At 69.6% G+C, this 23,723-nt stretch carries 27 protein-coding genes and 1 pseudogene; 16 read left to right on the forward strand and 12 right to left on the reverse strand.

The genetic code is table 11. The features are described from left to right. Positions 1-47: 47 nt before the first annotated feature. From ACW14X_RS07000 to ACW14X_RS07010, 3 genes are read left to right on the forward strand one after another with little or no spacing between them, the layout of a single operon-like run. Complete coding sequence (locus ACW14X_RS07000; protein WP_457165122.1) at positions 48-569, forward strand: OsmC family protein; 522 nt, start codon at positions 48-50, stop codon at positions 567-569. Positions 570-624: 55 nt separating this feature from the next. Beyond that, positions 625-1,179 (forward strand): OsmC family protein, encoded by a 555-nt coding sequence (locus tag ACW14X_RS07005; RefSeq protein WP_160024770.1) that lies wholly within the window; start codon positions 625-627, stop codon positions 1,177-1,179. A 2-nt stretch (positions 1,180-1,181) separates the two neighbouring features. Continuing rightward, positions 1,182-2,420, forward strand: a complete 1,239-nt coding sequence (locus tag ACW14X_RS07010) for an NAD(P)-binding domain-containing protein (protein ID WP_457165123.1) — start codon at positions 1,182-1,184, stop codon at positions 2,418-2,420. Here the strand turns inward: ACW14X_RS07010 and ACW14X_RS07015 are convergent. After that, positions 2,417-3,178, reverse strand: coding sequence for a TetR/AcrR family transcriptional regulator (locus ACW14X_RS07015; protein ID WP_457165124.1), 762 nt, complete (start codon positions 3,176-3,178; stop codon positions 2,417-2,419). The two genes, ACW14X_RS07010 and ACW14X_RS07015, sit on opposite strands and share 4 nt — an antisense overlap. A 108-nt stretch (positions 3,179-3,286) precedes the next feature. On the opposite strand from ACW14X_RS07015, the gene ACW14X_RS07020 reads away from it, so the two are divergent. Genes ACW14X_RS07020 through ACW14X_RS07030 form a run of 3 tightly spaced genes read left to right on the forward strand, consistent with a single transcriptional unit; the run spans position 3,287 to position 5,498 of the window. After that, a complete protein-coding gene (locus ACW14X_RS07020) occupies positions 3,287-3,742 on the forward strand; it encodes a nitroreductase/quinone reductase family protein (RefSeq protein ID WP_457165125.1) in 456 nt (151 codons plus the stop codon). Continuing rightward, positions 3,739-4,701, forward strand: coding sequence for an ATP-binding cassette domain-containing protein (locus ACW14X_RS07025; protein WP_457165126.1), 963 nt, complete (start codon positions 3,739-3,741; stop codon positions 4,699-4,701). Before ACW14X_RS07020 ends, ACW14X_RS07025 begins: the two co-directional genes overlap by 4 nt. After that, a complete protein-coding gene (locus tag ACW14X_RS07030; RefSeq protein ID WP_350844046.1) occupies positions 4,698-5,498 on the forward strand; it encodes an ABC transporter permease in 801 nt (266 codons plus the stop codon). The genes ACW14X_RS07025 and ACW14X_RS07030 overlap by 4 nt, the downstream gene beginning before the upstream one ends. A gap of 61 nt (positions 5,499-5,559) precedes the next feature. Here the strand turns inward: ACW14X_RS07030 and ACW14X_RS07035 are convergent, their stop codons facing one another. Then, positions 5,560-6,036 (reverse strand): aromatic ring-opening dioxygenase LigA, encoded by a 477-nt coding sequence (locus ACW14X_RS07035; protein WP_457165127.1) that lies wholly within the window; start codon positions 6,034-6,036, stop codon positions 5,560-5,562. A 173-nt stretch (positions 6,037-6,209) separates the two neighbouring features. Between ACW14X_RS07035 and ACW14X_RS07040 the strand changes: the two genes are divergently transcribed. After that, complete coding sequence (locus ACW14X_RS07040; protein WP_160024777.1) at positions 6,210-6,680, forward strand: DUF6069 family protein; 471 nt, start codon at positions 6,210-6,212, stop codon at positions 6,678-6,680. 14 nt (positions 6,681-6,694) lie between these two features. Here the strand turns inward: ACW14X_RS07040 and ACW14X_RS07045 are convergent, their stop codons facing one another. Beyond that, positions 6,695-7,375 (reverse strand): class I SAM-dependent methyltransferase, encoded by a 681-nt coding sequence (locus tag ACW14X_RS07045; protein ID WP_457165128.1) that lies wholly within the window; start codon positions 7,373-7,375, stop codon positions 6,695-6,697. Between the two features lie 77 nt (positions 7,376-7,452). On the opposite strand from ACW14X_RS07045, the gene ACW14X_RS07050 reads away from it, so the two are divergent. Further along, positions 7,453-7,935, forward strand: coding sequence for a hypothetical protein (locus ACW14X_RS07050; RefSeq protein ID WP_457165129.1), 483 nt, complete (start codon positions 7,453-7,455; stop codon positions 7,933-7,935). A 56-nt stretch (positions 7,936-7,991) separates the two neighbouring features. Here the strand turns inward: ACW14X_RS07050 and ACW14X_RS07055 are convergent, their stop codons facing one another. Then, positions 7,992-8,942 carry a hypothetical protein gene (locus ACW14X_RS07055; protein WP_350844054.1) on the reverse strand — a complete coding sequence of 317 codons (951 nt, stop codon included), beginning with the start codon at positions 8,940-8,942 and terminating at the stop codon, positions 7,992-7,994. 137 nt (positions 8,943-9,079) lie between these two features. Between ACW14X_RS07055 and ACW14X_RS07060 the strand changes: the two genes are divergently transcribed. Continuing rightward, entirely contained in the window at positions 9,080-9,253 is a 174-nt protein-coding gene (locus tag ACW14X_RS07060; RefSeq protein WP_457165130.1) for a hypothetical protein, read from the forward strand. A 207-nt stretch (positions 9,254-9,460) separates the two neighbouring features. Here ACW14X_RS07060 and ACW14X_RS07065 read toward each other — a convergent pair. The 4 genes and pseudogenes from ACW14X_RS07065 to ACW14X_RS07080 form a co-directional block, all read right to left on the reverse strand. Beyond that, positions 9,461-9,739 (reverse strand): annotated as a pseudogene (locus ACW14X_RS07065) (class I SAM-dependent methyltransferase); the annotation flags it as partial. Further along, a complete protein-coding gene (locus tag ACW14X_RS07070) occupies positions 9,709-9,840 on the reverse strand; it encodes a hypothetical protein (protein WP_457165131.1) in 132 nt (43 codons plus the stop codon). The gene ACW14X_RS07070 and the pseudogene ACW14X_RS07065, both read right to left, overlap by 31 nt. A 197-nt stretch (positions 9,841-10,037) precedes the next feature. Beyond that, the gene (ileS, locus tag ACW14X_RS07075; protein WP_457165132.1) at positions 10,038-13,283 is read right to left on the reverse strand and encodes an isoleucine--tRNA ligase; all 3,246 of its coding nucleotides are present in this window, start codon (positions 13,281-13,283) and stop codon (positions 10,038-10,040) included. Positions 13,284-13,525: 242 nt separating this feature from the next. Continuing rightward, on the reverse strand, positions 13,526-13,972 hold the full coding sequence (locus ACW14X_RS07080) for a GNAT family N-acetyltransferase (protein ID WP_457165133.1): 447 nt from the start codon (positions 13,970-13,972) through the stop codon (positions 13,526-13,528). A 56-nt stretch (positions 13,973-14,028) separates the two neighbouring features. On the opposite strand from ACW14X_RS07080, the gene ACW14X_RS07085 reads away from it, so the two are divergent. The 4 genes from ACW14X_RS07085 to ACW14X_RS07100 all read left to right on the forward strand — a co-directional run bounded on the left by ACW14X_RS07085 (position 14,029) and on the right by ACW14X_RS07100 (position 17,875). Beyond that, positions 14,029-14,799, forward strand: coding sequence for an enoyl-CoA hydratase-related protein (locus ACW14X_RS07085; protein ID WP_160024783.1), 771 nt, complete (start codon positions 14,029-14,031; stop codon positions 14,797-14,799). 41 nt (positions 14,800-14,840) lie between these two features. Further along, positions 14,841-15,410: a DinB family protein gene (locus tag ACW14X_RS07090; protein WP_457165134.1), complete on the forward strand. Its 570-nt coding sequence runs from the start codon at positions 14,841-14,843 to the stop codon at positions 15,408-15,410. A 90-nt stretch (positions 15,411-15,500) separates the two neighbouring features. Next, entirely contained in the window at positions 15,501-17,681 is a 2,181-nt protein-coding gene (locus tag ACW14X_RS07095; protein ID WP_457165135.1) for a carbon starvation CstA family protein, read from the forward strand. Continuing rightward, on the forward strand, positions 17,678-17,875 hold the full coding sequence (locus ACW14X_RS07100) for a YbdD/YjiX family protein (protein ID WP_350720724.1): 198 nt from the start codon (positions 17,678-17,680) through the stop codon (positions 17,873-17,875). The genes ACW14X_RS07095 and ACW14X_RS07100 overlap by 4 nt, the downstream gene beginning before the upstream one ends. Positions 17,876-17,879: 4 nt before the next feature. Here ACW14X_RS07100 and ACW14X_RS07105 read toward each other — a convergent pair whose 3' ends face one another. After that, positions 17,880-18,170, reverse strand: a complete 291-nt coding sequence (locus ACW14X_RS07105; RefSeq protein WP_457165136.1) for a hypothetical protein — start codon at positions 18,168-18,170, stop codon at positions 17,880-17,882. A 68-nt stretch (positions 18,171-18,238) separates the two neighbouring features. Between ACW14X_RS07105 and dapD the strand changes: the two genes are divergently transcribed. Both dapD and ACW14X_RS07115 read left to right on the forward strand, forming a co-directional pair. Then, positions 18,239-19,168 carry a 2,3,4,5-tetrahydropyridine-2,6-dicarboxylate N-succinyltransferase gene (dapD, locus tag ACW14X_RS07110; RefSeq protein ID WP_457165137.1) on the forward strand — a complete coding sequence of 310 codons (930 nt, stop codon included), beginning with the start codon at positions 18,239-18,241 and terminating at the stop codon, positions 19,166-19,168. Positions 19,169-19,194: 26 nt separating this feature from the next. Beyond that, positions 19,195-20,043, forward strand: a complete 849-nt coding sequence (locus ACW14X_RS07115) for a hypothetical protein (protein ID WP_160024787.1) — start codon at positions 19,195-19,197, stop codon at positions 20,041-20,043. Between the two features lie 123 nt (positions 20,044-20,166). On the opposite strand, the gene ACW14X_RS07120 is transcribed toward ACW14X_RS07115, so the two are convergent. The 3 genes from ACW14X_RS07120 to fdxA are packed head-to-tail and all read right to left on the reverse strand — an operon-like array spanning position 20,167 to position 22,665. Next, entirely contained in the window at positions 20,167-21,198 is a 1,032-nt protein-coding gene (locus tag ACW14X_RS07120; protein WP_457165138.1) for a hypothetical protein, read from the reverse strand. Between the two features lie 37 nt (positions 21,199-21,235). Continuing rightward, complete coding sequence (gene dapC / locus ACW14X_RS07125) at positions 21,236-22,342, reverse strand: succinyldiaminopimelate transaminase (protein ID WP_350720716.1); 1,107 nt, start codon at positions 22,340-22,342, stop codon at positions 21,236-21,238. Next, positions 22,342-22,665, reverse strand: a complete 324-nt coding sequence (gene fdxA, locus ACW14X_RS07130) for a ferredoxin (RefSeq protein WP_008358813.1) — start codon at positions 22,663-22,665, stop codon at positions 22,342-22,344. The genes dapC and fdxA overlap by 1 nt, the downstream gene beginning before the upstream one ends. A gap of 79 nt (positions 22,666-22,744) precedes the next feature. Here fdxA and ACW14X_RS07135 point away from each other — a divergent pair, with 79 nt between their 5' ends. Next, entirely contained in the window at positions 22,745-23,635 is an 891-nt protein-coding gene (locus ACW14X_RS07135; protein ID WP_457165139.1) for a GNAT family N-acetyltransferase, read from the forward strand. The last annotated feature ends 88 nt before the right edge of the window (positions 23,636-23,723 follow it).

Raw genomic sequence — 23,723 nt, forward strand, 5'->3', positions numbered from 1 at the left:
AGTCTAATATCTCGACTAAGCCGTTCCCTCGACTCCGGAGTGTTCCCATGAGCATCGATTCAACGACACAGCTCAACGACGTCGACCTCGCCGCCGTCGGCAACCTCGTCCAGGCGATCCAGGACGATCCCGCCAAGGCGCGCACCACCTGGGCCGCACACGTGACCTGGAAGGGCGCCTTCGCGTCCGAAGCGAAGATCCGGTCCTTCGAGCCCACGCAGTCCGACGAGCCCTCAGGTCTGGGCGGCGGCGACACCGCCGCCAACCCCGTCGAGCAGCTTCTCGGCGCCCTGGGCAACTGCCTCGCCGTCGGCTACGCCGCGAACGCCTCGGTGGCCGGGATCGAGCTCGACGACCTGCGCATCGACCTCAAGGGCGACGTCGACCTCACGGTCTTCCTCGGCCTCGCCGAGGGCCACGCCGGCTTCGACACGATCGACGCCGTGGTCACCATCGCGTCCGAGGCATCCCGCGAGGAGCTCGAGTCGCTCCACGCCAAGGTGCTCGCCAGCTCGCCCGTCGGCCACACGCTCCGCAGCGCGGTCCCGGTCAACGTCTCGCTGGTCTGAGTCGCCTCCACCGCCCATCCACGCCCATCCACACCCATCGAAACGAGGAACCAACATGACAGAGACCACCGTCGACAACGGCGTCAACGTCGCCGCACTGCTCGGCGCACGCGCCGCCCTCCAGGAGACCCCGGAGGCGGCCAAGTTCACCTGGCGCGCCACCAACACGTGGATCAAGGGCACCCACTCCAAGAGCAAGGTCGAGGGCTTCTTCGGCCTGGGCGAGGAGCAGGAGTCCGAGCGGTCGTTCGAGTCCGACGGCGACCACCCGCCCCAGTTCGCCGCCGACAACCAGGGCCCCACGCCGGTCGAGACCGTCCTGGTCGCGCTCGGTGGCTGCCTGACGGCCGGCGTCGCCGCCGTCGCCCAGCAGCGGGGCATCCAGCTCAATTCCGTCACCGCGACCATCGAGGGCGACCACGACATCCGCGGCATCCTCGGCGCCGATGCGGACGTACGCAACGGCTTCACCGGCGTCCGCGTGAACTACTCGATCGACGCCGACGCCTCCCCCGAGGACGTCGAGGCGCTGGTCGCGCAGTCGCAGAAGCGCTCGGCCGTCTTCGACATCCTCACCAACCCGACCGCGGTCAGCGTCTCGGTCTCGTGAGGATGAGTGCCTCGTCTCGCCGCACCACCGTCGCGGTGATCGGGGCGGGGCACAGCGGCCTCGCAGTGAGCCACCGACTCAGCGCCGAGGGGATCGACCATGTCGTCCTCGAGCGCGGGCAGGTCGCTCACTCGTGGCGCACCCAGCGCTGGGACTCGCTCCGCCTGCTGACCCCGGGCTGGATGAACCGACTTCCCGGGCTCGCCGACCCGCTGCTCGGCCCCGCCGAGGCCGACGAGTTCCTCACCGCCGCCCAGGTCGCCTCGCTGGTCACCGGCTATGCCGACGTGATCGCAGCGCCCGTGCACGAGAACGTCGAGGTCCACCGCCTCGCCCCCAGCCGGAGCGGCTTTCTGGTCGAGACCTCCGCGGGTCCGTGGTCGGTGGAGCAGGTCGTGCTCGCCACCGGCTCCGTACGCGGCGTCGTGCCCGCCCTCGCCGCCGAGCTCCCACCCGGACTGCCCTCGGTGCACGCCATCGACTACCGGCGCCCCTCGCAGCTCCCGCCCGGCGGCGTGCTGGTGGTCGGGGCGGCAGCCAGCGGCGTACAGATCGCGGCGGAGCTGCAGGCATCGGGTCGCCAGGTCACCCTCGCGGTCGGCGAGCACGTTCGGGTGCCGCGCCGCTACCGCGGGCGCGACATCTTCGCCTGGATCGAGGAGGCCGGCATCCTCGACGAGCGCTGGGACGAGATCGACGACATCACTCGCGCCCGACGGCTCTCCTCCTTCCAGCTCGTCGGCGGCACCACCACGCTCGACCTCAACACACTGCAGGACGCCGGCGTACGCGTTGTCGGCAAGCTGGCCGCGCTGCGCGACGGCGAGGCGCTCTTCTCGGGCTCGCTGACCAACATGGCGGCTCTTGCCGACCTCAAGGGCAACCGACTGCTCAACGGCATCGACCATGCCTTCGGCGGCTCCGGCGAGCGGCTCGAGCCGACCCGCGTGCCCGAACCGCTGCTGTCGCTATCGCTGACCTCAGGCGAGATCGGCTCCGTCGTCTGGGCGACCGGCATCAAGCCCGACCACCGCTTCCTCGACGCTGACGTCTTCGACCACAAGGGCGCGATCCGCCACGACGGCGGCGTCACCGACATGCCCGGCCTCTACGTCACCGGGCTCCCGGTGCTGCGGCGCCGGCGCTCGACCTACATCGACGGCGCTCGCGACGACTCCGCCGACCTGGTGGCCCACCTGTCGCAGCAGCTCGCCGACCCTGCCCGCCGCAGCGTCGGCTAACGGCCGACGTGCGCGAGCACCCCGTCGATGATCCGGGCCAGCCCGTAGTCGAGCTCGCGGGCGGGGTCGCTGGCCGCCTGATAGGCCTCGCCGGCGGCGGTGCCGACGCGGTTGGCCAGCGGATAGTGGCTGCCCGCCATGACCTCGTTCAGCGTGTCGTAGTTGGCCTCCCACCACTCTGCCTCGGTCATCCCGGTGACCTGCTCGGCGCGGCGTTTCATGAGCTCGCTGCGGGCGATGTTGCCCGCGAAGCCGACCAGCACGGCGACCGTCTGGTCCATCTCCAGGTCCGAGAGCCCGAGACCGTCGACGGCCCGTAGCTGCCACTCGTAGCGTTCGCTCATGTTGGGACCCAGCCAGGGGCGTACGTCCTGCACCTCGAGTAGCCACGGATGGGCCCGGAGCTCGTCGTGCGTGTGGTTGGCGACCAGCTCGAGGCGCTTGCGCGGATCCTCGGGTAGCTCCGGCAGCTCGGCGCGGCCGGTCACCTGGTCGGCCATGAGGACCAGGAGCGCGTCCCGGTTGGGGACGTAGGAGTAGAGCGTCATCGCCCCCAGACCGAAGCGCTGGGCGATCGCGCGCATCGTGGCGGCGGCCAGGCCCTCGGCGTCGGCGAGGTCGATCGCGGCATCGACGATCTCGTCGACGCTCACCTTCTGCTTCGGGCCGCGCTTGGTCTTCGGCTCCTCGCGCGCACCCGCCCGATGGCGCCACAGCAGGCGCAAGGAGGGGTCCGACTGGTCTGGCTGGTCCGGCACGTCGCTCATCGTAACCTCATCCGAAATAATTTCGTACATCGTACGGAACAAATGCTACAGTCACTCCGTTGACATCTTCGTACAACGTACGAAATTGGAGGAACGTGTATGCCGAACGACGCGAAGCCGGTCCCGCCGCGCTGGCTCAAGCCGATGAACAAGGTCTTCATGACCCTGTCGAAGACCGGGCTCGGGATGAAGGAGCTGCCGGTGCTCACCGTGCCTGGCCGCGCGAGCGGCAAGCCCCGCAGCACTCCGCTCTCGGTCCTGGACCTGGACGGACACCGCTATCTGCTCGAGGGCTTTCCGGGAGCCGACTGGGCCCGCAACGTACGTGCCGCCGGCGGCCGAGCCACTCTCCGGATCGGCAAGGCCACCGAGGAGGTGCGTCTTGTAGAGGTGGAGCGCGAGGAGGCGCTGACCGTGCTCCGGGCCTGGCCGGAGCGGATGACGGACGGCGCGAAGATCATGCTCGACGCCGGCGTGGTCACGGCGATGACGCCGGAGGCGTTCGAGGCGGTCGTCGGCCGCTGCGGCGTGTTCCGGATCGAGGTGGGCCGATGACCTCGAGTCCTCTGTCCGCGCGCGGCGTGCGCAAGCGCTACCGCGACACCCAGGCGCTCGACGGCCTCGACCTCGAGGTCGCCGCCGGCACCGTGCACGCGCTGCTGGGGCCCAACGGCGCCGGCAAGTCGACCGCGGTGAACGTCTTCGCGACCCTGACTCGGCCCGACACCGGTGAGGTGCGCGTCGGCGGCCACGATGCCGTACGCCACCCCGCCCGGGTCCGCTCCACGATCGGCCTGGTCGGGCAGAGCGCCGCGCTCGACGAGGCACTTCACGGCCGGGAGAACCTGGCGATGTTCGGCCGCCTGCACGGCCTCTCGAAGCCCGATGCCGTACGCCGCGCCGGGGAGCTTCTCGACGCGTTCGGCCTCACCGAGGCCGGCGACCGGAAGGTCTCGGGATACTCCGGCGGGATGCGGCGGCGCCTCGACATCGCCGCCGGCCTGGTCACCCGTCCGCGGATCCTCTTCCTCGACGAGCCGACCACCGGGCTGGACCCGCGCGGCCGTCACGAGGTCTGGGAGATGGTGCGGCAGGTGGTCGCCGACGGGACGACGGTGTTGCTGACCACGCAGTACCTGGACGAGGCCGACCAGCTCGCCGGCATGGTCACCGTGCTCGGCGCGGGCCGGGTGATCGCCGAGGGCACCCCGTCGGCGCTCAAGAGCGACCTGGGCGGCGACCGGGTGATCATCACCGCGACCGGCCCGGACGACCTCGCCCGGATGGCCGGCGTCCTCGGCTCCGCCGCCGTCGTCGATCCCGACCGGCACGAGGTCACCGTCGAGGCGGGCGCGGCCGGCGGCGGTGCCGCGGTCGTGGAGGTCGTACGCACTCTCGACTCCGCCGGCATCACGGTCGACGACGTGCTGCTGCGCCGACCGACCCTGGACGAGGTGTTCCTCCACCTGACCGCCCCCGGCCACGTACCCGATCCTGAAGGAGCCGCCCGATGACCGCCATCGCCTCCACCCTGCGACAGACCGCGACCCAGACCTGGGTGATCACGCTCCGCGACCTCAAGCACTGGCAGCGCGAGCCGTGGGGACCGGTCTTCGGGATCCTGTTCGCGATCATGATGCTGCTGATCTTCGGCTACCTGTTCGGCGGCGCGATCGAGATGCCGGGCGGCGGGTCGTACCTGCCCTATCTGCTGCCCGGAGTGCTCGCGCTGACGATGATGTTCGGCATCGACGGCACCATGGCCGTGGTCACCGAGGACACCAAGCGCGGGGTCACCAACCGGTTCCGGTCACTGCCGATGAGCGGTCTCGCGGTGCCGCTGGGGCGGGCGATCGCCGACCTGGGCAACTCCGCGGTCCAGCTGGGCGTCCTCATGCTCGGCGGGCTGCTCATCGGGTGGCGGATCGAGGGCACCTTCCTCGAGGCGGTCGCCGCGGTCGGGCTCCTGCTCTGGCTGCGGCTGGCGATGCTGTGGCTGGGCATCTTCCTCGGCCTGACCCTGCGGATGGAGGGTGCGCTGACGATGGTGCAGGTGCTGGTATGGCCGCTGGGGTTCTGCTCGAGTCTGTTCGTCTCGCCCGAGACGATGCCCGGATGGCTCGGTTTCCTGGCCGCCTGGAACCCGGTCTCGGCGACCGCCACCGCCTGCCGCGACCTCTTCGGCAACCCGACCGGGATCACCTCCGGCGTGCTCGCCGACCACGCGACACTGTTGGCGCTCGCCTGGCCGGCCGTCCTGCTGGCGATCTTCGTCCCGCTCTCGGTCCGCGCGTTCCGGCGCCTGGGCTGAGAACGGAGAACGGGCCCGGGAAGGCGATGCCTTCCCGGGCCCGTTGGCGGATGGGTGGGGGTCAGGCGGTGGCTGGTTCGAGGCCGTCGGTCTCGTCCGTGGCCTTCTCCTTCACCGGCGCGAAGGCCCGGGTCAGCGACCCGAGTGCGAAGGCGACGAAGAGCAGGACGACGCCCAGGCCCGCGACCAGCGCCGAGAGGCCGAAGGCGGTGACCGCGGTCAGCAGGGAGGCGCGTACGAACGACGACTCCGCGGCGACTGCGCGGATCGGGTCCTCCTGGTCGAGTTCGGCGTACGTCTTGCCCTTGGTGATCCCCAGGGCGTGCTTCTCGACGGTGGCGGCCTGGGCGTAGGCCGAGAACGGGCCGTCGACGTTGTCTCCGGCGAGGAAGGAGGCGTCGTCGGCGACGGTGATCTCCTGCGCATTCAGCTGGGTGTGGGCCAGGTAGTAGGTGACGGCGCCACTGGCGATGAACAGGAGGCCGAACAGCCCGATCAGGGGGCTCAGCAGCTTCGCGATCCGAGGTTTGCGGGTCATGCCGACCAAGGCTCACTTGGTTTACGTTTGAATCATAGACATGACGGGTGTGATCTTCGTCGTGCAGAACTTTTTTCGCGGAACCTGTCGGATCGGTGTCGAGCCGTTCGTGGAGTGAGTGAGAAGCGGCCGTACGGACCGCGACAAACCACCACCGGACGAGAGGCACCATCATGAGCACCAGCACCTACACCCAGGCCACGACCACCTCCCGCGGTCAGTTCGCTGCGCGGATGCCGGTCTGGCTCGTCAGCGTCACCGCCGTCCTCGTCGGCGCCCTGGTCACCGGCGTCTACGAGTTCATCGCCCGCGCGGTCGGCGTGCCGTTCAACGTCGCACTGCCCGGCACCGGAGTCGATCCCGCCGCGATCCCCGCGACCGGACTCGCTTGGGCCGTCGCCGAACTCGGCCTGATCGGCATCCTCATCGCCGTCTGCCTGGCCCGCTTCGCCAAGCGTCCGCGCTCGACCTGGAAGCGCACCGCCTGGACCCTGACCGCGCTCTCGCTGGTGCCCAGCCTGGTCGCCGTCACCGACTCCTACGCCACCAACATCATGCTGGTGATCTCCCACCTCATCGCCGCGGTCGTGATCGTCCCCGTCATCGCCGCCCGGCTGGCGGAGCGCAACCCGCGCCGCGCCTGAGGTGTCCGCGGACGTCAGCCCGGTGGTCGGCGAGCGATGATCAGCTCGCCGACGCCGGGCATCGGCGTCGTCTCGACCATGAACCCGGCGTTGGCCAGGTCGGCGAAGAGCGCCGGCCTGGGATGGGTTCGGTAGTACATGACGAACTTCGGCCGCCACACCGCGTTGCGCACCCGCATCACCAGGTCGAAGCCGGAGAGCAGCCAGTACGCCGGGTGGGTCGGCCCCGGCGCCCGACTGACCGGCAGCGCGAACACCCCGCCCGGCCGCAGCGCCCGATGGATGCCGTCGAAGAGCTCCGGCCGCTCCTCCGGCAGGAAGTGGCCCAGCGCCCCGAAGCTCACCACCAGGTCGTACGCGTCCTCGAACGGCAGCGCGCGAGCATCCGCCCGCACCAGGTCGGCGTCGGGGTGCGCCACACTGGCCTGCTCGAGCATCCCCACGCTGAAGTCGACCCCCGTCGGCCGCTCCGTGGTCGCCTCCGCGAGCATCTCCAGCCCCGCCCCGGTGCCGGTGCACACGTCGAGCCCTCGCTCGAACGGCCCGTACTCCCGCAGCGCGGTGATCGTCGCGGCCAGCATCCAGTCTGGCGTCCGGAACGGCGTCGCGTCGAACTTGGGCGCCAGCAGGTCGTAGCCGCGCTCCACCGACGACAACGCCTGGATCGCCAGCTCACGAAAGGTCGGCCCCTGCATACCCCGACCGTAGCGCCCGGACGGTCTGAGTGTCCGAACTCATGCGAGCCCGCGCCCGGTTGCCGGACACTGGTGGCGTGACCCCGACCCAGCGAGCCTTCACCTTCGCGTCCTACTGGATCATCGGCGTCATCGCCTTCGCCGTGCTCCTGGCGCCGTACGAACTCACCTGGCGCGCTCACGCGGACCTTCCTGCCACTCTCACCACCGCACCGGGCGCAGGATCGGAATCGCTCGGCTGGGTGGTCTACGCGGTCGTCACCGTCGCCATCCCGCTCATCGGCGGCACCATCGGCGGCCGCGTGGTCGCCACGCTCTCCTCCGGCGCACCCAACTCGGCCCGCACCCAGCTGGCCGCGTACGCGGGTGGCGCAACCGTGTCGATCTGCGCCGGATGGGTGACTCTCATCGCCAGCACCCTGACCTTCTCCGCCATCCCGCCCGCGACGACTCTGGCAGATGCGACCTACGCCTTCCTCGTCTGGACCGCCTACTCAGCGGTCGCCCTCGCAGTAGCGAGGTCCGCAGCCCGGCGCAACGCCAGACTGGCTGCGGCGTGAGCCGTGTCTCGCTTGACCCTTAGGAGGCTCAGTCACACCACGTGTGCCTGAGCCTCCTAAGGTTTCCGCGCTATCAGGCAGGCGTCGTCGCACGCCGTCGGCGACCCCGTCCAGCCGCGCGAAGCCAGGACCTTCGCGATACCCAGTGCGGTCCGGCACGACGTTTCGAAGACCTGGTGCCAGCGCAGTCGCGCGGTGACAGTGCCGGTGGTGGCGAGGTCGTCGAGCACCCGATCGGCATCGCGGGCCTGGTCGCGCCAGGTGTCATGACCCAGCGCTCCGTCGAGCTCGACGACCAGGCCGTACGCCGCATACTCCACGTCTCGGAACTGATTGCCCTCGGGCGTCGCTCGCACCGTCTGTCGCTCGGAGCGTGGCAGCGCGTGGGCGCGCTCGATCTTGGTGAGATAGCCGTGCTCGAGCACGGAGTTCGTACCGGACTCCAGGTCATCGATGATCTTGGCGATCCAGGCGCGGCGGCGCAGGGACGGGAACCGACTCAACGCCGCGCGGAGCGAGTCGGCGGTGACATAGGCACGCCCAGTGACATCGGCGAGACTGGCGATCGCGTCGATCTCCGAGCGGGCGTCATGCGCCATCGCCAGCGCATTGTCCTCCAGCTTCAGGCGAGGCGGGACACCGCCGTGGGCATGGGTCTCGAGGTTGGTGAGGCGGTGGATCACGATGCCGGGTTGAGGCGCGACCCTCCGGGTCTGGTCGATGGCGACATGGATCGGGTCGGGCACCACCCCGGGCACCATCGGCCGCTCCGTGCGGGGTGCCTCGACACTCGGGCCGCACACGTAGGCGGGGGCCGCGTACAGGACGGCCGCCCAGGCGCGCTGGTGCCAGGTGAGCGGCCCGGTGTGATCGACGTACACCCGCGGATGCACGCGCACGATCTCCTTGCGCCGCTGCATCCTGATCATGTCAGCGCGCGTCAGCCCACCGGCCGCGAGCTGCGCATGGCTGAGCACGCCATCCTGCTGACGTCGGTGCGCCTCCATCAGTCGCACCGCATGCTCTCGATCCCATGCCGCCTTCTGCTCACCGCCAGGTTCCGAGATGTCCACGTCACAGTTATCGCACGCGACGACCCAGAACGGGAGACACCTTCCTAAGGTCGTCGTCCTGTGCCGAGGAGATGGTTCGAGAGATCCTGAACACCCTTCTGCCCACCTACTGCACGCGCCATGGTCAGCGCGGCCCGGTGGAGTTCTTCATCGACCCCGGGCATCTGCTCCAACGCCAAGCCAGCAGGCCCCTCGACACCCACCACCTCGACCTGCAGCAACCCCGCATCGCTCAGCTCCGCTGACAGTTCGGCACTGGTGTGGAAATGCCCGCCCGGGAATCGTCCTCCTGCAGGCGGAGATCCATGCTCGATCAGGTCTTCCCACCCTCGCGGCACTCCGGCCCCACCGGACATCGCGGCGAGCCTTGCCAGTCTTGGGATCGCGGCGCCGAAGATCCACCCACCCGACCGCACCACCCTGATCGCCTCGCACAGCACCCGCAGCCGGTCCTCACGGTCGGCAAGGTGGTAGAGCGGACCGAGGAGCAGCGCCACGTCCAGACTGCTGTTCTCAAAGGGCAGCTCCCGCGCGTCGCCGACCAGAGCCTCGAAAGTGCCGAACGACCGAGCTCGATCGACCTGCTCGACGACCGCGTCCAGAAGCGTGACCTGGTGTCCAGCATCCGCAAGCGCCGCGGCATGGACCCCAGTCGCGCCGCCGATATCTGCGATCCGTGATTCCGCTGGGATCCGCTCGGCTATGAGTTCCTGCGTACGTACGAACTCCAGGACCCTTGAGCCGACCTGCTGGTCAGCCGGGCTCCCTCGTCCCAGTCGAGGCCTCCGTAGTAGGCCCGGATCTGCCGATCGATCTCCTCCTGGCTGGCCACGATCGCACCGTACCGGCAGTCAGCTCCAACGCGAGCGAACCGTAGGAGGGTGAGTCACAGCCAGCGTGACTCACCCTCCTAAGCTTCAGCAATGCTGGACGGATCTCGACCCGCTTCGCGGGTTCGCCGGCTCACCCGCTGCGCTCGCTCGATCTCTTCGCGTTGCGACCCTGCTCCTTCGTCGCAGGGTCCCAGGCTCAGACCTTGGTGACCGCGATCTGGGCCTTTTCGCCGTCGCCCAGGTCGACCGGGTTGCCCTCGAGCGAGTCGACCACGTCGTACGTCGTGGCGAGGGTCTCGCGGGAGATGAGGTCGGCGTGGGTGGTGGCTGCCTGGCGTACGGTCTCGGAGCCGGTCACCGAGAGGGTGATGCGGTCCTCGACGTTGAGGCCGGAGTCCTTGCGGGCCTGCTGGACGGCGCGGATCAGGTCGCGGGCGAGGCCCTCGGCGGCGAGCTCGGGGGTGACGACCGTGTCCAGGACGATGAAACCGCTGGGCAGCATCGAGACGGCGATGTCGTCGGAGGCGGCACCGGCGACGGTCTCCAGGGTGTACTCACCCTCGACCAGCGCCAGGCCACCGGCGATGACCTCGCCGGACTCGGAGACCGACCAGTCACCGGACTTGGAGCCCTTGATGGCTTTCTGGACGTCCTTGCCCAGCCGCGGACCGGCGGCGCGGGCGTTGACGGCGAGCCGCTGCTCGATGCCGTAGGTGCCGGCCTCCTCCGAGTCGGCGGCGAGCAGCCGGACGGACTTGACGTTGACCTCGTCGGCGACGATCTCCTCGAAGCCGGCGATGTCGGCACCGACGACCGTCAGGCCGCCGAGCGGCAGGCGGTTGCGGAGCTTGCGTGCCTTGCGCAGGGCGGAGGTCGAGGAGCAGACCGTGCGCACCGCGTCCATCCGGGCGACCAGGTCGGCGTCGGCCGGCAGGTCCTCGACGACCGGGTAGTCTGCCAAGTGCACCGAGCGGCCACCGGTCAGACCGCGCCAGATCTCCTCGGTGGTCAGCGGCAGCAGCGGCGCGACCAGGCGGGTCACCGTCTCCAGCACCGTGTAGAGGGTGTCGAAGGCAGCCTTGTCCTCGTTCCAGAACCGCTCGCGGCTCCGCCGGATGTACCAGTTCGTGAGCACGTCGATGAACCGCTGGGTCGCCTCGCAGGCCTCGGCGACGTAGTAGTCGTCCATCGCCGAGGTCATCTCGCCGACGTAGTCGCGCAGCTTGGCCAGGACGTAACGGTCCAGCGGGTCCTCGGACGCCGTCGAGCCGGTGGTCTCCAGGCCGGCCGCGTTGGCGTAGAGCTGGAAGAAGTACCAGCTGTTCCACAGCGGGATCATCACCTGGCGTACGGAATCCCGGATGCCCTGCTCGGTGACGACCAGGTTGCCGCCGCGAAGGATGGGCGAGGACATCAGGAACCAGCGCATCGCGTCGGCGCCGTCGCGGTCGAAGACCTCGTTGACGTCCGGGTAGTTGCGAAGCGACTTGGACATCTTCTGCCCGTCCGAGCCCAGCACGATGCCGTGGCTGATGCAGCTCGAGAACGCCGGGCGGTCGAAGAGCGCGGTCGCCAGGATGTGCAGGGTGTAGAACCAGCCGCGGGTCTGACCGATGTATTCGACGATGAAGTCGCCCGGGAAGTGGTGCTGGAACCACTCCTCGTTCTCGAACGGGACGTGGTTCTGGGCGAACGACATCGACCCGGAGTCGAACCAGACGTCGAGGACGTCGGAGACCCGGCGCATCATCGACTTGCCCGTCGGGTCGTCCGGGTTGGGACGGACCAGGTCGTCGACGTACGGACGGTGCAGGTCGGGATTGCCCTCGGCGTCCTTGGGAAGAGTGCCGAAGTCGCGCTCCAGCTCCGCGAACGAGCCGTAGACGTCCAGGCGCGGGTAGGCCGGGTCGTCGGACTTCCACACCGGCACCGGCGAGCCCCAGAAGCGGTTGCGGGTGATCGACCAGTCGCGGGCGTTCTCCAGCCACTTGCCGAACTGGCCGTCCTGGATGTGCTCGGGCACCCAGCGGATCTGCTGGTTGAGCTCGAGCATCCGGTCCTTGATCTTGGTGACCTCGACGAACCAGCTCGAGACGCCCTTGTAGATCAGCGGCTGACGGCAGCGCCAGCAGTGCGGGTAGGAGTGGTTGTAGGACTCGCGGCGCAACAGGATCGTGCCGGCGGTCACCGATCCCCCGGCCTCGCCGCGGGTGACCGCCTTGAGGTGGTCGATGATCTGCAGGTTGGCGTCGAAGACCTGGACACCGGCGTAGTCGACCACCGGCGCGGTGAAGCGCCCGTCCTTGCCGACAGGCATGACCGCCTCGATGTTCTCGCGGTCGGTCACCTCCTTGTCGACCTCACCGAACGCACCGGCGGTGTGGACGACCCCGGTGCCGTCCGTGGTGGTGACGGCGTCGTCGGCGGCCACGATCCGGAAGGCGTTCTGGTGACCGGCGTAGTAGGAGAACGGCGGCTGGTAGGTGCGGCCGAGCAGCTCGGCGCCCTTGTATCGTCCGAGGATCGTCGGCTCGTCGGCGTCGCCCTCCTTATCGGGCAGAGCGAGCTCCTTCTGGTACGCCGCGAGGCGAGCCTCCGCGAGGAGGTACTTGGCCGTCTTGTCGGTGCCCGGGACCGGGCCCTCGACCACGACGTAGTCGATCTCGGAGCCGACCATGACGGCGAGGTTGGACGGCAGGGTCCAGGGCGTGGTGGTCCAGATCAGGATGTGGGCGTTGTCGAGGACCTCGTCCTCACCGGTGGCATCGAGCGCGTAGCCGACGGTGACCGCGGGGTCCTGGCGGTCCTTGTAGACGTCGTCGTCCATCCGCAGCTCGTGGTTGGACAGCGGGGTCTCGTCCTGCCAGCAGTAGGGCAGGACGCGGAAGCCCTCGTAGACCAGGCCCTTGTCGTAGAGCGTCTTGAACGCCCAGATCACCGACTCCATGTAGTCGGGGTTGAGGGTCTTGTAGTCGTGGTCGAAGTCCACCCAGCGCGCCTGGCGGGTGACGTAGTCGCGCCACTCGCCGGTGTACTTCAGCACCGAGGCCCGGCTGGCCGCGTTGAACTTGTCGATGCCCATCTCGACGATCTCGTCGGTCGTCTTCAGGCCGAGCTGGCGCATCGCCTCGAGCTCGGCGGGCAGGCCGTGCGTGTCCCACCCGAAGCGCCGCTCGACGCGCCTGCCGCGCATCGTCTGGTAGCGCGGGACGATGTCCTTCACGTACCCGGTCAGCAGGTGGCCGTAGTGCGGCAGGCCGTTGGCGAACGGCGGGCCGTCGTAGAAGACGAACTCGTTCTCGCCGTTCTCGCCGGCGTCACGGTTGTCGATGCTCGCCTGGAAGGTCCCGTCCTTCTTCCAGTAATCGAGAATCTGCGTCTCGATCTCCGGGAAGCGTGGGCTGGCCGGGACTGTGGCTGAGTTGACCTTCGGATAGGCCATCGACGCATCTCCTGCTGGGTGGTAGTGGGTTTGTCTTCACCACAGGGACGATCTTTCGACCGCGGTACCACCCTGCTTGTCCTGCCGGACCACTTCGTTACGGCTGTGACGGGCCACTCCCGCCGGGTTCTACTTGCCTTCGATCCACCTGGAGGCTTTCTTCCCGGGGCTCGCCGCTGATGACGGCTCGAACGCCTGTAAGGAAGAGAGTACGCCGCCCGGCGCCCGCCACGCGAACCCGATTACACCGCGCGCCACATCCGCACGTGCGGACCGATCTCCGGGTCGTCCCACGGCTCGCCGATCTCGACGAACCCGGCCCTCTTGTAGAACGGCACCGCCGGCGTACGCGCATTGCACCAGACCAGCCCACCGCCTCTGGCCGCGACATGGTCCAGCGCCGCCTGCAGCACCTCGGCTCCGACGCCCTTGCCGCGCCACCCGTCCGCCGTCGCCATCCCCCGGATCCGCCACCCCTTCCCGGGGTGTTCGGCCAGGTCAGGGCATGCTTCCGGGAAGAGCCCGACGCATCCGATCAGGTTCCCGTCCACATCCACCGCCGCATACGTAGCGACCTCGGGACCGTCGTCCCCCGGCACCCTCGCCGCCTCCGGCGGCCCTCCGTTGCGCAACACCTTCGCCCGCAACGGATACGTCTCCTCAACCGCCACCCGGCGCACCGTGCTCACGTCGCGACCATATCGGTGTGCGGACACCTCGTCGGGGCACCTGGCAGGATGCGCGCATGAGCCTGATTCGCTACGAGTACGCCGACGGTTGCGCGCGCATCACGATGACCAACCCGGACCGGGGAAACGTCTTCACGCCCGAGGCGGGCGCGGAGATGCTGGCGGCGATCCTGCGCGCGAAGGCGGACTCGGCGCGGGTGATCGTGCTGGCGGCGGAGGGGAAGTACTTCTCCGTCGGGGGTGACCTGGCCGGGTTTGCCGCCGCCGACGACCTGGGACCGTTCATCCTCGAGCTCGCCGAGGGCGCCAACCGGATCATCACCGAGCTCGTCCGCTGCGACGCGATCGTGGTCAGCGCCGTCCAGGGCACCGCCGCGGGGGTCGGGTTCCCGCTGGCGGCGGCCGCCGACATCGTGATCGCCGCCGACAAGGCGAAGTTCAGCCTCGCGTACGCCAAGGTCGGGCTGTCGGTCGACGGCGGCGGGTCGCTCCTCGTGCACACCCTGGGTCTGCACCGGGTGCTCCGGCTGACCCTGCTGGGCGACATGCTCTCCGCGACCGAGGCGCTCGAGGCCGGACTGGTCGCCCGCGTCGTACCGGCCGAGGAGCTCGCCGCCACGGTCGACGAGGTCGTCGCGACCCTCCTCGCCGGCTCCCCCGAGGCGCTGGCGAGCACCAAGCACCTGATCCGCGACGTCGCCGACCCCAACCCCGAGTCGGGGCTGCGCCGCGAGGCGCAGTCGATCTCCGCGCTCGGTGGCTCGGCCTCCGGCCGCGAGGGCATCAACGCGTTCCTGGAGAAGCGGCCGCCCAGCTTCACCGGCTGAAATCATTGGCCGAAAGGCGCTCGTTCCGCGAGGGTGAGCCCATGAGCAGTGATCAGCGACAGGTGGGCTTCGACGGAATCTGGCTTCCCGAGGGCGAGGATCCACGCCACCAGGACCAGCAGGCCGTCGGCGAGCTGGCGACGTACCGGGACTACCTGCGCCACTACCGGCTCACCCTCGAGCTCAAGTGCCAGGACCTCGGTCCGGAGGACCTGGTCAAGCAGAGCGTGCCGCCGAGCGACCTGAGCCTGCTCGGGCTGATCCGGCACATGGCGCGGGTCGAGCACGGCTGGTTCGAGCGCGTACTCAAGGAGGACCTCGAGCTCCCCCGCCTCGACGCCGACGACCCCACCGGTGGGTTCCACAAGGTGGAGCCGACCCAGGAGTCGGTCGACGAGGCGTTCGCGAGCTGGCGTGAGCAGGTCGCGGCGGCCGACGAGTGGCTCGACTCGATCGACGACACGATGCTCGGCGAGACCCGAGACCTCGGCCGCGGCGACGAGTCGACCAGCATCCGCGACATCCTGGTCCACATGATCGAGGAGTACGCCCGCCATGCAGGTCACGCCGACCTGCTGCGCGAGGTCATCGACGGGCGTACCGGGCAGTAGCCCCTCCCCCGCCCACCAGGCGGTTTCCTGAGACTAGGCTGAGACAGCGGTCACAACGACCGTTACCGCGCGCTGCATCAGAGGGAGACCATGTCGACGTCGACCGCCAACCCCACCAGCCCGGGCCCACGGACCGGGCCCAACGTGAAGTCTGTTGTCATCTGGACCGCCGTCGCTGCCGTCGGCGCCGTCTGCTGGGCCGTGCTCGCCCTGTCCCGAGGCGAGGAGGTCTCGGCGCTGTGGATCCTGTTCGCCGCACTGGCCTCGTACGCGATCGCCTACCGGTTCTACTCGAAGTTCATCGCCAACAAGGTGCTGAAGGTCGATGACACCCGGGCCACCCCGGCCGAGCGGCTGGAGAACGGGCAGGACTTCGACGTCACCGACCGGCGCGTGCTCTTCGGGCATCACTTCGCCGCGATCGCCGGCGCCGGCCCGCTGGTCGGCCCGGTGCTGGCCGCGCAGATGGGTTACCTGCCGGGCACGATCTGGATCATCGTCGGCGTCATCTTCGCCGGTGCCGTGCAGGACATGGTCGTGATGTTCTTCTCGATGCGCCGCGACGGCAAGAGCCTCGGTCAGATGGTGCGCGAGGAGATCGGCACCGTCGCCGGCGTGGCCGCGCTGATCGCCGTCTTCGCGATCATGATCATCATCCTGGCGGTGCTCGCGCTGGTCGTCGTCAATGCGCTCGCGGAGTCGCCGTGGGGTGTCTTCTCGATCGGCCTCACCATCCCGATCGCGCTTTTCATGGGCTTCTACCTGCGCTACCTGCGCCCCGGCCGCGTCAGCGAGGTGACCGTCATCGGCGTCGCACTGCTGCTGCTGGCCATCATCGGCGGTGGGTACGTCGAGGAGATGGGCCTGGCAAGCGCCCTCACCCTCTCCCACGAGACGTTGGTGATCTGCCTGGTCGTCTACGGCTTCATCGCCTCGATCCTCCCGGTGTGGATGCTGCTGACCCCGCGTGACTACCTCTCCACCTTCATGAAGGTGGGCGTCATCGTGCTGCTGGCCGTCGGCCTGATCCTCGCGGCGCCGGTGCTGCAGAACGAGGCCGTCACCGACTTCGCCACCAACGGCGAGGGTCCGGTCTTCGCCGGCAAGCTGTTCCCGTTCGTCTTCATCACCATCGCCTGCGGCGCCCTCTCCGGCTTCCACGCGCTCATCTCGTCCGGCACCACGCCGAAGATGGTCGCCAAGGAGAGCCACGTCCGGATGATCGGCTACGGCGGCATGCTGATGGAGTCGTTCGTGGCGATCTCGGCCCTCATCGCGGCCTCGGTCATCGACCAGGGCATCTACTTCTCGATGAACGCCGCCGCCGGCGCGACCGGAGGCACCCCGGAGACCGCGGCCGCCTTCGTCAACGGGCTCGGCTTCACGATCACCCCGGCCGAGCTCGAGGCAGCCGCGGCCAGCGTGGAGGAGACGATCATCTCCCGCACGGGTGGCGCCCCGACCCTGGCGTTCGGGATGTCGCTGATCTTCAGTGAGGCCTTCGGTGGCGGCCTGGCCGCCTTCTGGTACCACTTCGCGATCATGTTCGAGGCGCTCTTCATCCTGACCGCCGTCGACGCCGGCACCCGAGTAGGCCGGTTCATGCTCCAGGACACGATCGGCAACGTCTGGAAGCGCTACGCCGACACCTCCTGGCGGCCGGCAGCCTGGTCGGCCTCCGCGCTGGTCGTACTGGCCTGGGGCTACATGCTCTGGATCGGCGTCGGTGACCCGCTCGGCGGGATCAACCAGCTGTTCCCGCTCTTCGGCATCGCCAACCAGCTGCTCGCCGCCGTCGCCCTGACCCTGGCCACGGTGCTGATGTTCAAGCACGGTCTGGCCAAGTTCGCCTGGGTGCCCGGCATCCCGCTGGTCTGGGACCTCATCGTCACCATGACGGCGAGCTGGCAGAAGGTGTTCAGCGACAATCCCGCGATCGGCTACTTCGCCCAGGCCTCTGCCGCGCGCGAGGCTCGCGACGCCGGTGAGCTCTACGGGGTGGCGAAGACCCCCGAGGACGTCGACCAGATCATCTACAACTCGACCCAGAGCGGCATCCTGCAGGCAGCGTTCGCGCTGCTGGTGATCGTGATCGTCGCCGGTGCCGCGGTGACTGTGGTCAAGTCGATCCGCGCCGGCGGTTCGCTGCCGACCACCGAGGTCCCGAAGGTCGAGTCGAAGATCGTCGCGCCTTCTGACTTCTTCGCCACCAAGGAGGAGAAGGAAGCCGTACGCGAGTGGGAGGCGTCCCAGAAGACGCCGGTCTCATGAGCCTGCTCACCGAGCGTGTCTCCGATCGCTTCTCCGGCGCCTGGCGGCTGCTCCGCCAGGCGACCGGGGAGGCGAAGTGGGACGAGTACGTCGCCCGGTGCGAGCGCGAGGGCGTCGAGCCGATGACCCGGCGCGCGTTCGAGCGCCACCGGGCCGACGAGAAGGAGCACAACCCGCAGGCCCGCTGCTGCTAGCGGACTAGCGGGGGCTGTCGTCGGCGAAGGCGGCGTCGAGCCAGGCGTACACCTGCGAGTCACCTCGGGTGACGAGCAGGACCACCTGCTTCTCGGCGTCGCTCACCGGCTTGCCGTTGATCCAGCTGCGGACGATGTCGGAGGCGGCGCGGCGGACGACCTCCACACCCTTCGCCATCGCCCACTCCGGCGCCGGGTGCCCCTTGCTGGTCGCCACCCCCGGGATGTCCAGAGTCCAGGTGCCGTCCTCCGCCTGGAGGAGCTGGGGCATCGGCGGCGCACTCTTCTTGCTCACCTCCACATGTTCGCACGTCGAGACCGTCGATAAGGGACCGCTCAGGCTCGGCCACTAGACTGCGGCCCGTGACGAATGCAGCTTGGGGCTTCGGCCTCGTGACGTACGCCGCCGACAACTCTGTGCTCGACGTGTGGTTCCCCGCGCCGCAGCTGGGCGAGAAGCCCGCCGACGCGACCGCGCCGGCCGAGCTGACCGCGCTCGAGGGCGCCGACGAGGTGCGTCAGGTCACCCAGCGGGTCGCCCTCGTCGAGGTCAAGGACCTCGACACGGCGCCCGAGACCACCGAGGACGTCTGGCTGCGGCTCCACCTCCTCTCCCACCGCCTCGTGCAGCCGCACGGGCAGAACCTCGACGGCATCTTCGGCCTGCTCACCAACGTGGTGTGGACCAGCGCCGGCCCGTGCGCCGTCGAGGGCTTCGAGCTCACCCGCGCCCGGCTGCGCGCCGCGGGCCAGCACGTGACCGTCTACGGCGTGGACAAGTTCCCGCGGATGGTCGACTACGTCGTCCCGAGCGGCATCCGGATCGGTGACGCCGACCGCGTCCGCCTCGGCGCCCACCTGGCCTCCGGCACCACCGTGATGCACGAGGGCTTCGTCAACTTCAACGCCGGCACCCTCGGCGCCTCGATGGTCGAGGGCCGGATCTCCGGCGGTGTCGTCGTCGGCGACGGCTCCGACGTCGGTGGCGGCGCCTCGATCATGGGCACCCTCTCCGGTGGCGGCAAGGCCGTCATCTCCATCGGCCAGCGCTGCCTGCTCGGTGCCAACTCCGGTATCGGCATCTCGCTGGGCGACGACGCCGTCGTCGAGGCTGGGTGCTACGTGACGTACGGAACCAAGGTCACGCTCCCCGACGGCACCGTGACGAAGGCCGGCGAGCTCTCCGGCGCCTCCAACATCCTCTTCCGCCGCAACTCCGTCAGCGGCGCCATCGAGGCAGTTCCGTGGAAGGGCGAGGGCATCGAGCTCAACGCCGCTCTCCACGCCAACTGACACTCACCGAAGAGCAGAGTGCCGATTTGAAGAAGCTCCTCACCGCCGTGGTGGTGCTCAGCGTGATCGCCGGCGGCATCTACTGGGTCGTCCAGGCCGCGACGGACAAGCTGGACTCGATCCTGCCCGACCTTCAGCAGTGCACGGCGGTCGCGGGCGAGTACGAGGCGCGCTTCGACCCCGAGCAGATGGGCAACGCCGCCGTGATCACGGCGCTCGGGCTCAAGCGCGGCCTGCCCGCGCGGGCGGCCACGATCGCGATCGCGACGGCGATCCAGGAGTCGAAGCTCTACAACATCAGCCACGGTGACCGGGACTCGCTCGGCCTCTTCCAGCAGCGCCCGTCGATGGGCTGGGGCACCGAGGAGCAGGTCCAGGACCCCGTCTACGCCACCAACAAGTTCTACGACGCGCTGGTGAAGATCGAGGGCTACGAGGACATGGTGGTCACGGAGGCGGCGCAGGAGGTGCAGCGCTCGGCCTACCCCGAGGCGTACGCCGACCACGAGGGCGAGGGCCGCGCGATCGCCTCCGCGATCAGCGGCTACTCCCCCGCCGCGCTGACCTGCCGGATCGACGAGCCCGAGGCCGGCTCCGGCAAGCCCCAGGCGACCAAGACCGAGGTCAACCAGCTGCTCGGCCAGATGGTCGGCCGCGCCCGGGTCGACGGCAGCACCGTGGTCATCCCCGTCGACGCCGGCGAGACCGGCCAGCGCAACGGCTGGGCCGTCGCCCACTACGTACTCGCCCGGGCCAGCGAGTTCGGCGCCACCTCCATCGCCTACGACGGCCGTACCTGGTCCGCCGGCAAGGACGAGGAGTGGGCCGACACTCCCAAGGTCACCAGCGACCAGATCGTCGTCACCCTCGCCTGACCCCACCCGCCGAGGCGTCACCCCCGTCGGTCGAGGCGTCACCCCGGTCGGCCGAGATGGCATCGGGGTGCCCACTCGACCGACGCGAGCGCCCACTCGGCCGACGTACGTGACGCCTCGGTGTCAGTCGGCTACGTCGACGTGGACGTGGTCGCGGTGCTCGAGGATGGCTTGGTCGCCGCCACGAGGCGGGACCTCGTAGTCGCGCCAGCCGGCGCCGGAGCGGAACTTGGTCCAGATGCGGTCGTCGTAGATGACGGTCTCGATGTCGAGGCGGTCGGCGTTGGCGACGAGGTACTGCGCCAGGGACCAGCCCCTGATGTTGTTGCGGGCGTTGATGGGGCGGAAGAAGTAGTCGACCGCGCGGCCCTCGTAGTGGGCCGAGCCGACCATGTGTCCGGTCGTCACCCCGCCGGGCTGGAAGCCGCCTTCGGGGAGGCCCCCGTAGACATTGCGTACGTCCTCGCGCAGCGCCTCCGCACGCGAGGTGAGTCCGGCTCCGCTGAGCCTGTCCGGGACCTCCTCGGCGCCACCCTTGACGACGCAGGAGAATGCCTCAGGCGTGTTGCCGGTCAGTGCCGAGGCCAGTGCCCGTGCCTCGGGCTCGGCATCGCGATAACCGTCACGCGAGCCGTCGCTGATCTGCTGGGCGACGCCCGGGACGGACTGCTGGCGATAGTCGGCGACCCCGGAGAGCCGGTCGTAGAGGCCGGCCGCCTTCGCCGGATCCCGCTCGAGCGAGTGGTCGGCGAGCTCGACCGCCAGCACGACGGAGGCCGCGCGGGCGGGGAGGCCGCGGCGTACGGCCTGGGCGGCGATCGCCGAGGCACGTTCGGCCTGCTCGGAGGAGAGGTCGTAGGTCTCGCCCTCGGAGGTCACGGTGCAGGCCTCGCGGGCGAGGACCGGGATGCCGCCGACCCCGACACCGAGGAGCCGCAGGCCCGCGAAGACCAGGGCGACGGCGATCACTACGCCGAGGACGATGAGGTGCTTGCGTACCGGCCGCAGCTGCTTGCGGGCTTCCCGCGCCGACTTCCGCAGCGCCTCGCGCGCCGGCTCGGGGAGTCTCGGCCCGTGAGGGCCCGGCGCGGGAGGGCGCGGACCCGGGGGCGGGATGGTCGGCGGGCCCGTCGGGGTCCCCGGCTGTGCGCTCACTCCACCAATCTTCACGTATGGGGCAAACGCCGCCCGGCTACGCCGAGAGGCGGGCGACGGCCGCGTCGACGCGCTCGTCGGTGGCGGTGAAGGCGATGCGTACGTGCTGGCTGCCGGCGCGACCGTAGAAGACGCCGGGAGCGGCGAGGATGCCGCGCTCGGCGAGCCACTCGACAGTGGCCCAGCAGTCCTCGTCGCGGGTCGACCACAGGTAGAGGGACGCCTCGGAGTGGTCGATGCGGAAGCCGGCCGACTCCAGCGCCGCCTTGAGCTTGGTGCGCCGGGCGGCGTAGCGGGCGTGCTGCTCCTTGGCGTGCTGGTCGTCGCCGAGCGCGGTCACCATGGCGGCCTGCTGCGGGCCCGGCATCATCAGGCCGAGGTTCTTGCGGACCGCGAGGAGCTCGCCGAGGACCGAGGCGTCTCCGGCGACGAAGGCCTCACGGTAGCCCGCGAGGTTGGAGCGCTTGGAGAGCGAGTGGACGGCGAGGATGCCCTCGTAGGAGCCACCGCAGACGTCGGGGTGCAGCACGGAGATCGGTTCGACGTCCCAGGCGCACTCGATGTAGCACTCGTCGGAGATCAGCAGCGTGCCGCGCTCACGCGCCCACTCGACCGTCTTGCGCAGGTGCTCGACCGGGAGCACCCGGCCGCTCGGGTTGGAGGGCGAGTTGATCCACAGGATCTTCGGCGCCTTCGGGCCCAGCGCGACCAGCGAGTCGGTGGCGACGGTGTCGGCGCCGACGAGAGCCGCGGAGACCTCGTAGGTCGGGTAGGCGAGCTCCGGGTAGGCGATCAGGTCACCCTGCCCGACGCCGAGGTGCAGCGGCAGCGAGCCGATCAGCTCCTTGGAGCCGATCACCGGCAGTACGTTGTCCAGCCCGAGGCCGTCGACGCCGTGGTTGCGGGCGAGCCAGTCGATCGCGGCCTGACGCACCGCGGGTGTGCCGATCGTGGTCGGGTACCCCGGCGAGTCCGCTGCAGCAGCAAGGGCCTTCTGCACCACGACGGGAGTCGGGTCGACCGGAGTCCCGATCGAGAGGTCTACCAGCCCGTCAGCGTGCGCGGACGCCTTCTCCTTGAACGGAGCGAGCTTGTCCCAGGGGAAGTCAGGCAGCCGCTGCGAGACCGGGATCGAGGCCGGCATCAGTCCTGGTTCTGCGGGGGCAGCGCGGCGACGAACGGGTGGTCCTTGTCGATCTCACCCATGCGGGCAGCACCACCGGGCGAACCGAGGTCGTCGAAGAACTTGACGTTGGCGTCGTAGTACTCCTTCCACTCCTCCGGGGTGTCGTCCTCGTAGAAGATCGCCTCGGGCGGGCACACCGGCTCGCAGGCGCCGCAGTCGACACACTCGTCGGGGTGGATGTAGAGCATCCGCTTGCCTTCGTAGATGCAGTCCACCGGACATTCGTCGACGCAAGCCTTGTCCTTCACGTCAACACAGGGCTGGGCGATGACGTACGTCATTCGGGGCTCCTCCAAGCGGGGTATCACGAAAGTCAGAGGGGCGCGACTGGCCCTTCAGGGAACAGCCTAGTATCCCCACGTGCCTGCTCATCTCCTGGGACCACATGTCGTCGGCAAGCGGATCGTCATCCGTCGCCTCGTGCCCGGCGAGACCGGCCCCACCGGCGGCCCCGCCTTCACCGACATCCTCGGGATCTGTACGTCCTGGGCCGACGGCATCGCGGTCATCGAGCGCGAGTCCGGGGAGCAGGTGAGCGTGCCCGTAGCCGAGATCGTCTCCGGCAAACCGGTGCCACCGCGGCCGAACGTACGCCTGCGGATCGGGGTGCGCGAGGCCGAGCTGCTCAGCGCCGCGATCTTCCCCGGCACCACCTCGGAGCCGTTGGGCGAGTGGGTCCTCTTCGACCACGAGGTCTCGGTCCGCCGGCGGCCCAACTCGGCGCTGGCGATCGGCGACCCCGGTGTCGACCTGGAGGCGGCGATCGATCGGGTCGAGAGCTTCTACCGGGCCCGCCACAAGCGACCCAGGGTGAAGATCGAGGTCGGCTCCGCGGCCGAGGAGGCCGTGCTCGCGCGCGGCTGGGTCGAGGACGTGACCGTCGAGTTCCAGCTCGCCGGGCTCGCCGCCACCCGGCGACTGCTGCCGCCGCCCGTCGAGGACGCCCACGTCGAGACCGTGGGCGAGAGCGGCGCGCAGGTGCTGATCACCCTCGGCGACACCGCCCGGATCATGGGCACGATGGAACGCGACTGGCTGGCCATCCACGACCTCGAGGTCGCCGAGGCACACCGCCGCCAGGGCCTCGCCGGCAAAGCCCTCGCCACCCTGCTCGAATGGGGCGCCGAACGCGGTGCCCGCGCCGCCTGGCTGCACGTCGAGACCACCAACGCCCCCGGCCTCGCCCTCTACGAGGGTCTCGGCTTCACCGAGCACCACCGCTGCCGCTACTACGCCTCGCCCACTCCGTAGCGGAGCCGTCCGGGCCCGCTCACCCAGAGTTCCGCGAGTGCTCATCTGCGCCTGTTGAGGTGGGTGGAAACCCCCACCGAAGGAGCAA

The sequence above is a fragment of the Nocardioides sp. YJ-D4 genome, assembly GCF_054031495.1.

Bases quoted from the DNA above. Each gene is read 5' to 3' on its own strand.
- fdxA (WP_008358813.1), bottom strand. From the start codon at position 22,665: ATGACGTACGTCATCGCCCAGCCCTGTGTTGACGTGAAGGACAAGGCT.
- ACW14X_RS07055 (WP_350844054.1), bottom strand. From the start codon at position 8,942: ATGGAGGCGCACCGACGTCAGCAGGATGGCGTGCTCAGCCATGCGCAG.
- ACW14X_RS07020 (WP_457165125.1), top strand. From the start codon at position 3,287: ATGCCGAACGACGCGAAGCCGGTCCCGCCGCGCTGGCTCAAGCCGATG.
- ACW14X_RS07090 (WP_457165134.1), top strand. From the start codon at position 14,841: ATGAGCAGTGATCAGCGACAGGTGGGCTTCGACGGAATCTGGCTTCCC.
- dapC (WP_350720716.1), bottom strand. From the start codon at position 22,342: ATGCCGGCCTCGATCCCGGTCTCGCAGCGGCTGCCTGACTTCCCCTGG.
- ACW14X_RS07010 (WP_457165123.1), top strand. From the start codon at position 1,182: ATGAGTGCCTCGTCTCGCCGCACCACCGTCGCGGTGATCGGGGCGGGG.
- ACW14X_RS07025 (WP_457165126.1), top strand. From the start codon at position 3,739: ATGACCTCGAGTCCTCTGTCCGCGCGCGGCGTGCGCAAGCGCTACCGC.
- ACW14X_RS07085 (WP_160024783.1), top strand. From the start codon at position 14,029: ATGAGCCTGATTCGCTACGAGTACGCCGACGGTTGCGCGCGCATCACG.
- ACW14X_RS07095 (WP_457165135.1), top strand. From the start codon at position 15,501: ATGTCGACGTCGACCGCCAACCCCACCAGCCCGGGCCCACGGACCGGG.
- ileS (WP_457165132.1), bottom strand. From the start codon at position 13,283: ATGGCCTATCCGAAGGTCAACTCAGCCACAGTCCCGGCCAGCCCACGC.
- ACW14X_RS07035 (WP_457165127.1), bottom strand. From the start codon at position 6,036: ATGACCCGCAAACCTCGGATCGCGAAGCTGCTGAGCCCCCTGATCGGG.
- ACW14X_RS07045 (WP_457165128.1), bottom strand. From the start codon at position 7,375: ATGCAGGGGCCGACCTTTCGTGAGCTGGCGATCCAGGCGTTGTCGTCG.
- ACW14X_RS07060 (WP_457165130.1), top strand. From the start codon at position 9,080: ATGGTTCGAGAGATCCTGAACACCCTTCTGCCCACCTACTGCACGCGC.
- ACW14X_RS07005 (WP_160024770.1), top strand. From the start codon at position 625: ATGACAGAGACCACCGTCGACAACGGCGTCAACGTCGCCGCACTGCTC.
- ACW14X_RS07030 (WP_350844046.1), top strand. From the start codon at position 4,698: ATGACCGCCATCGCCTCCACCCTGCGACAGACCGCGACCCAGACCTGG.
- ACW14X_RS07100 (WP_350720724.1), top strand. From the start codon at position 17,678: ATGAGCCTGCTCACCGAGCGTGTCTCCGATCGCTTCTCCGGCGCCTGG.
- ACW14X_RS07040 (WP_160024777.1), top strand. From the start codon at position 6,210: ATGAGCACCAGCACCTACACCCAGGCCACGACCACCTCCCGCGGTCAG.
- ACW14X_RS07000 (WP_457165122.1), top strand. From the start codon at position 48: ATGAGCATCGATTCAACGACACAGCTCAACGACGTCGACCTCGCCGCC.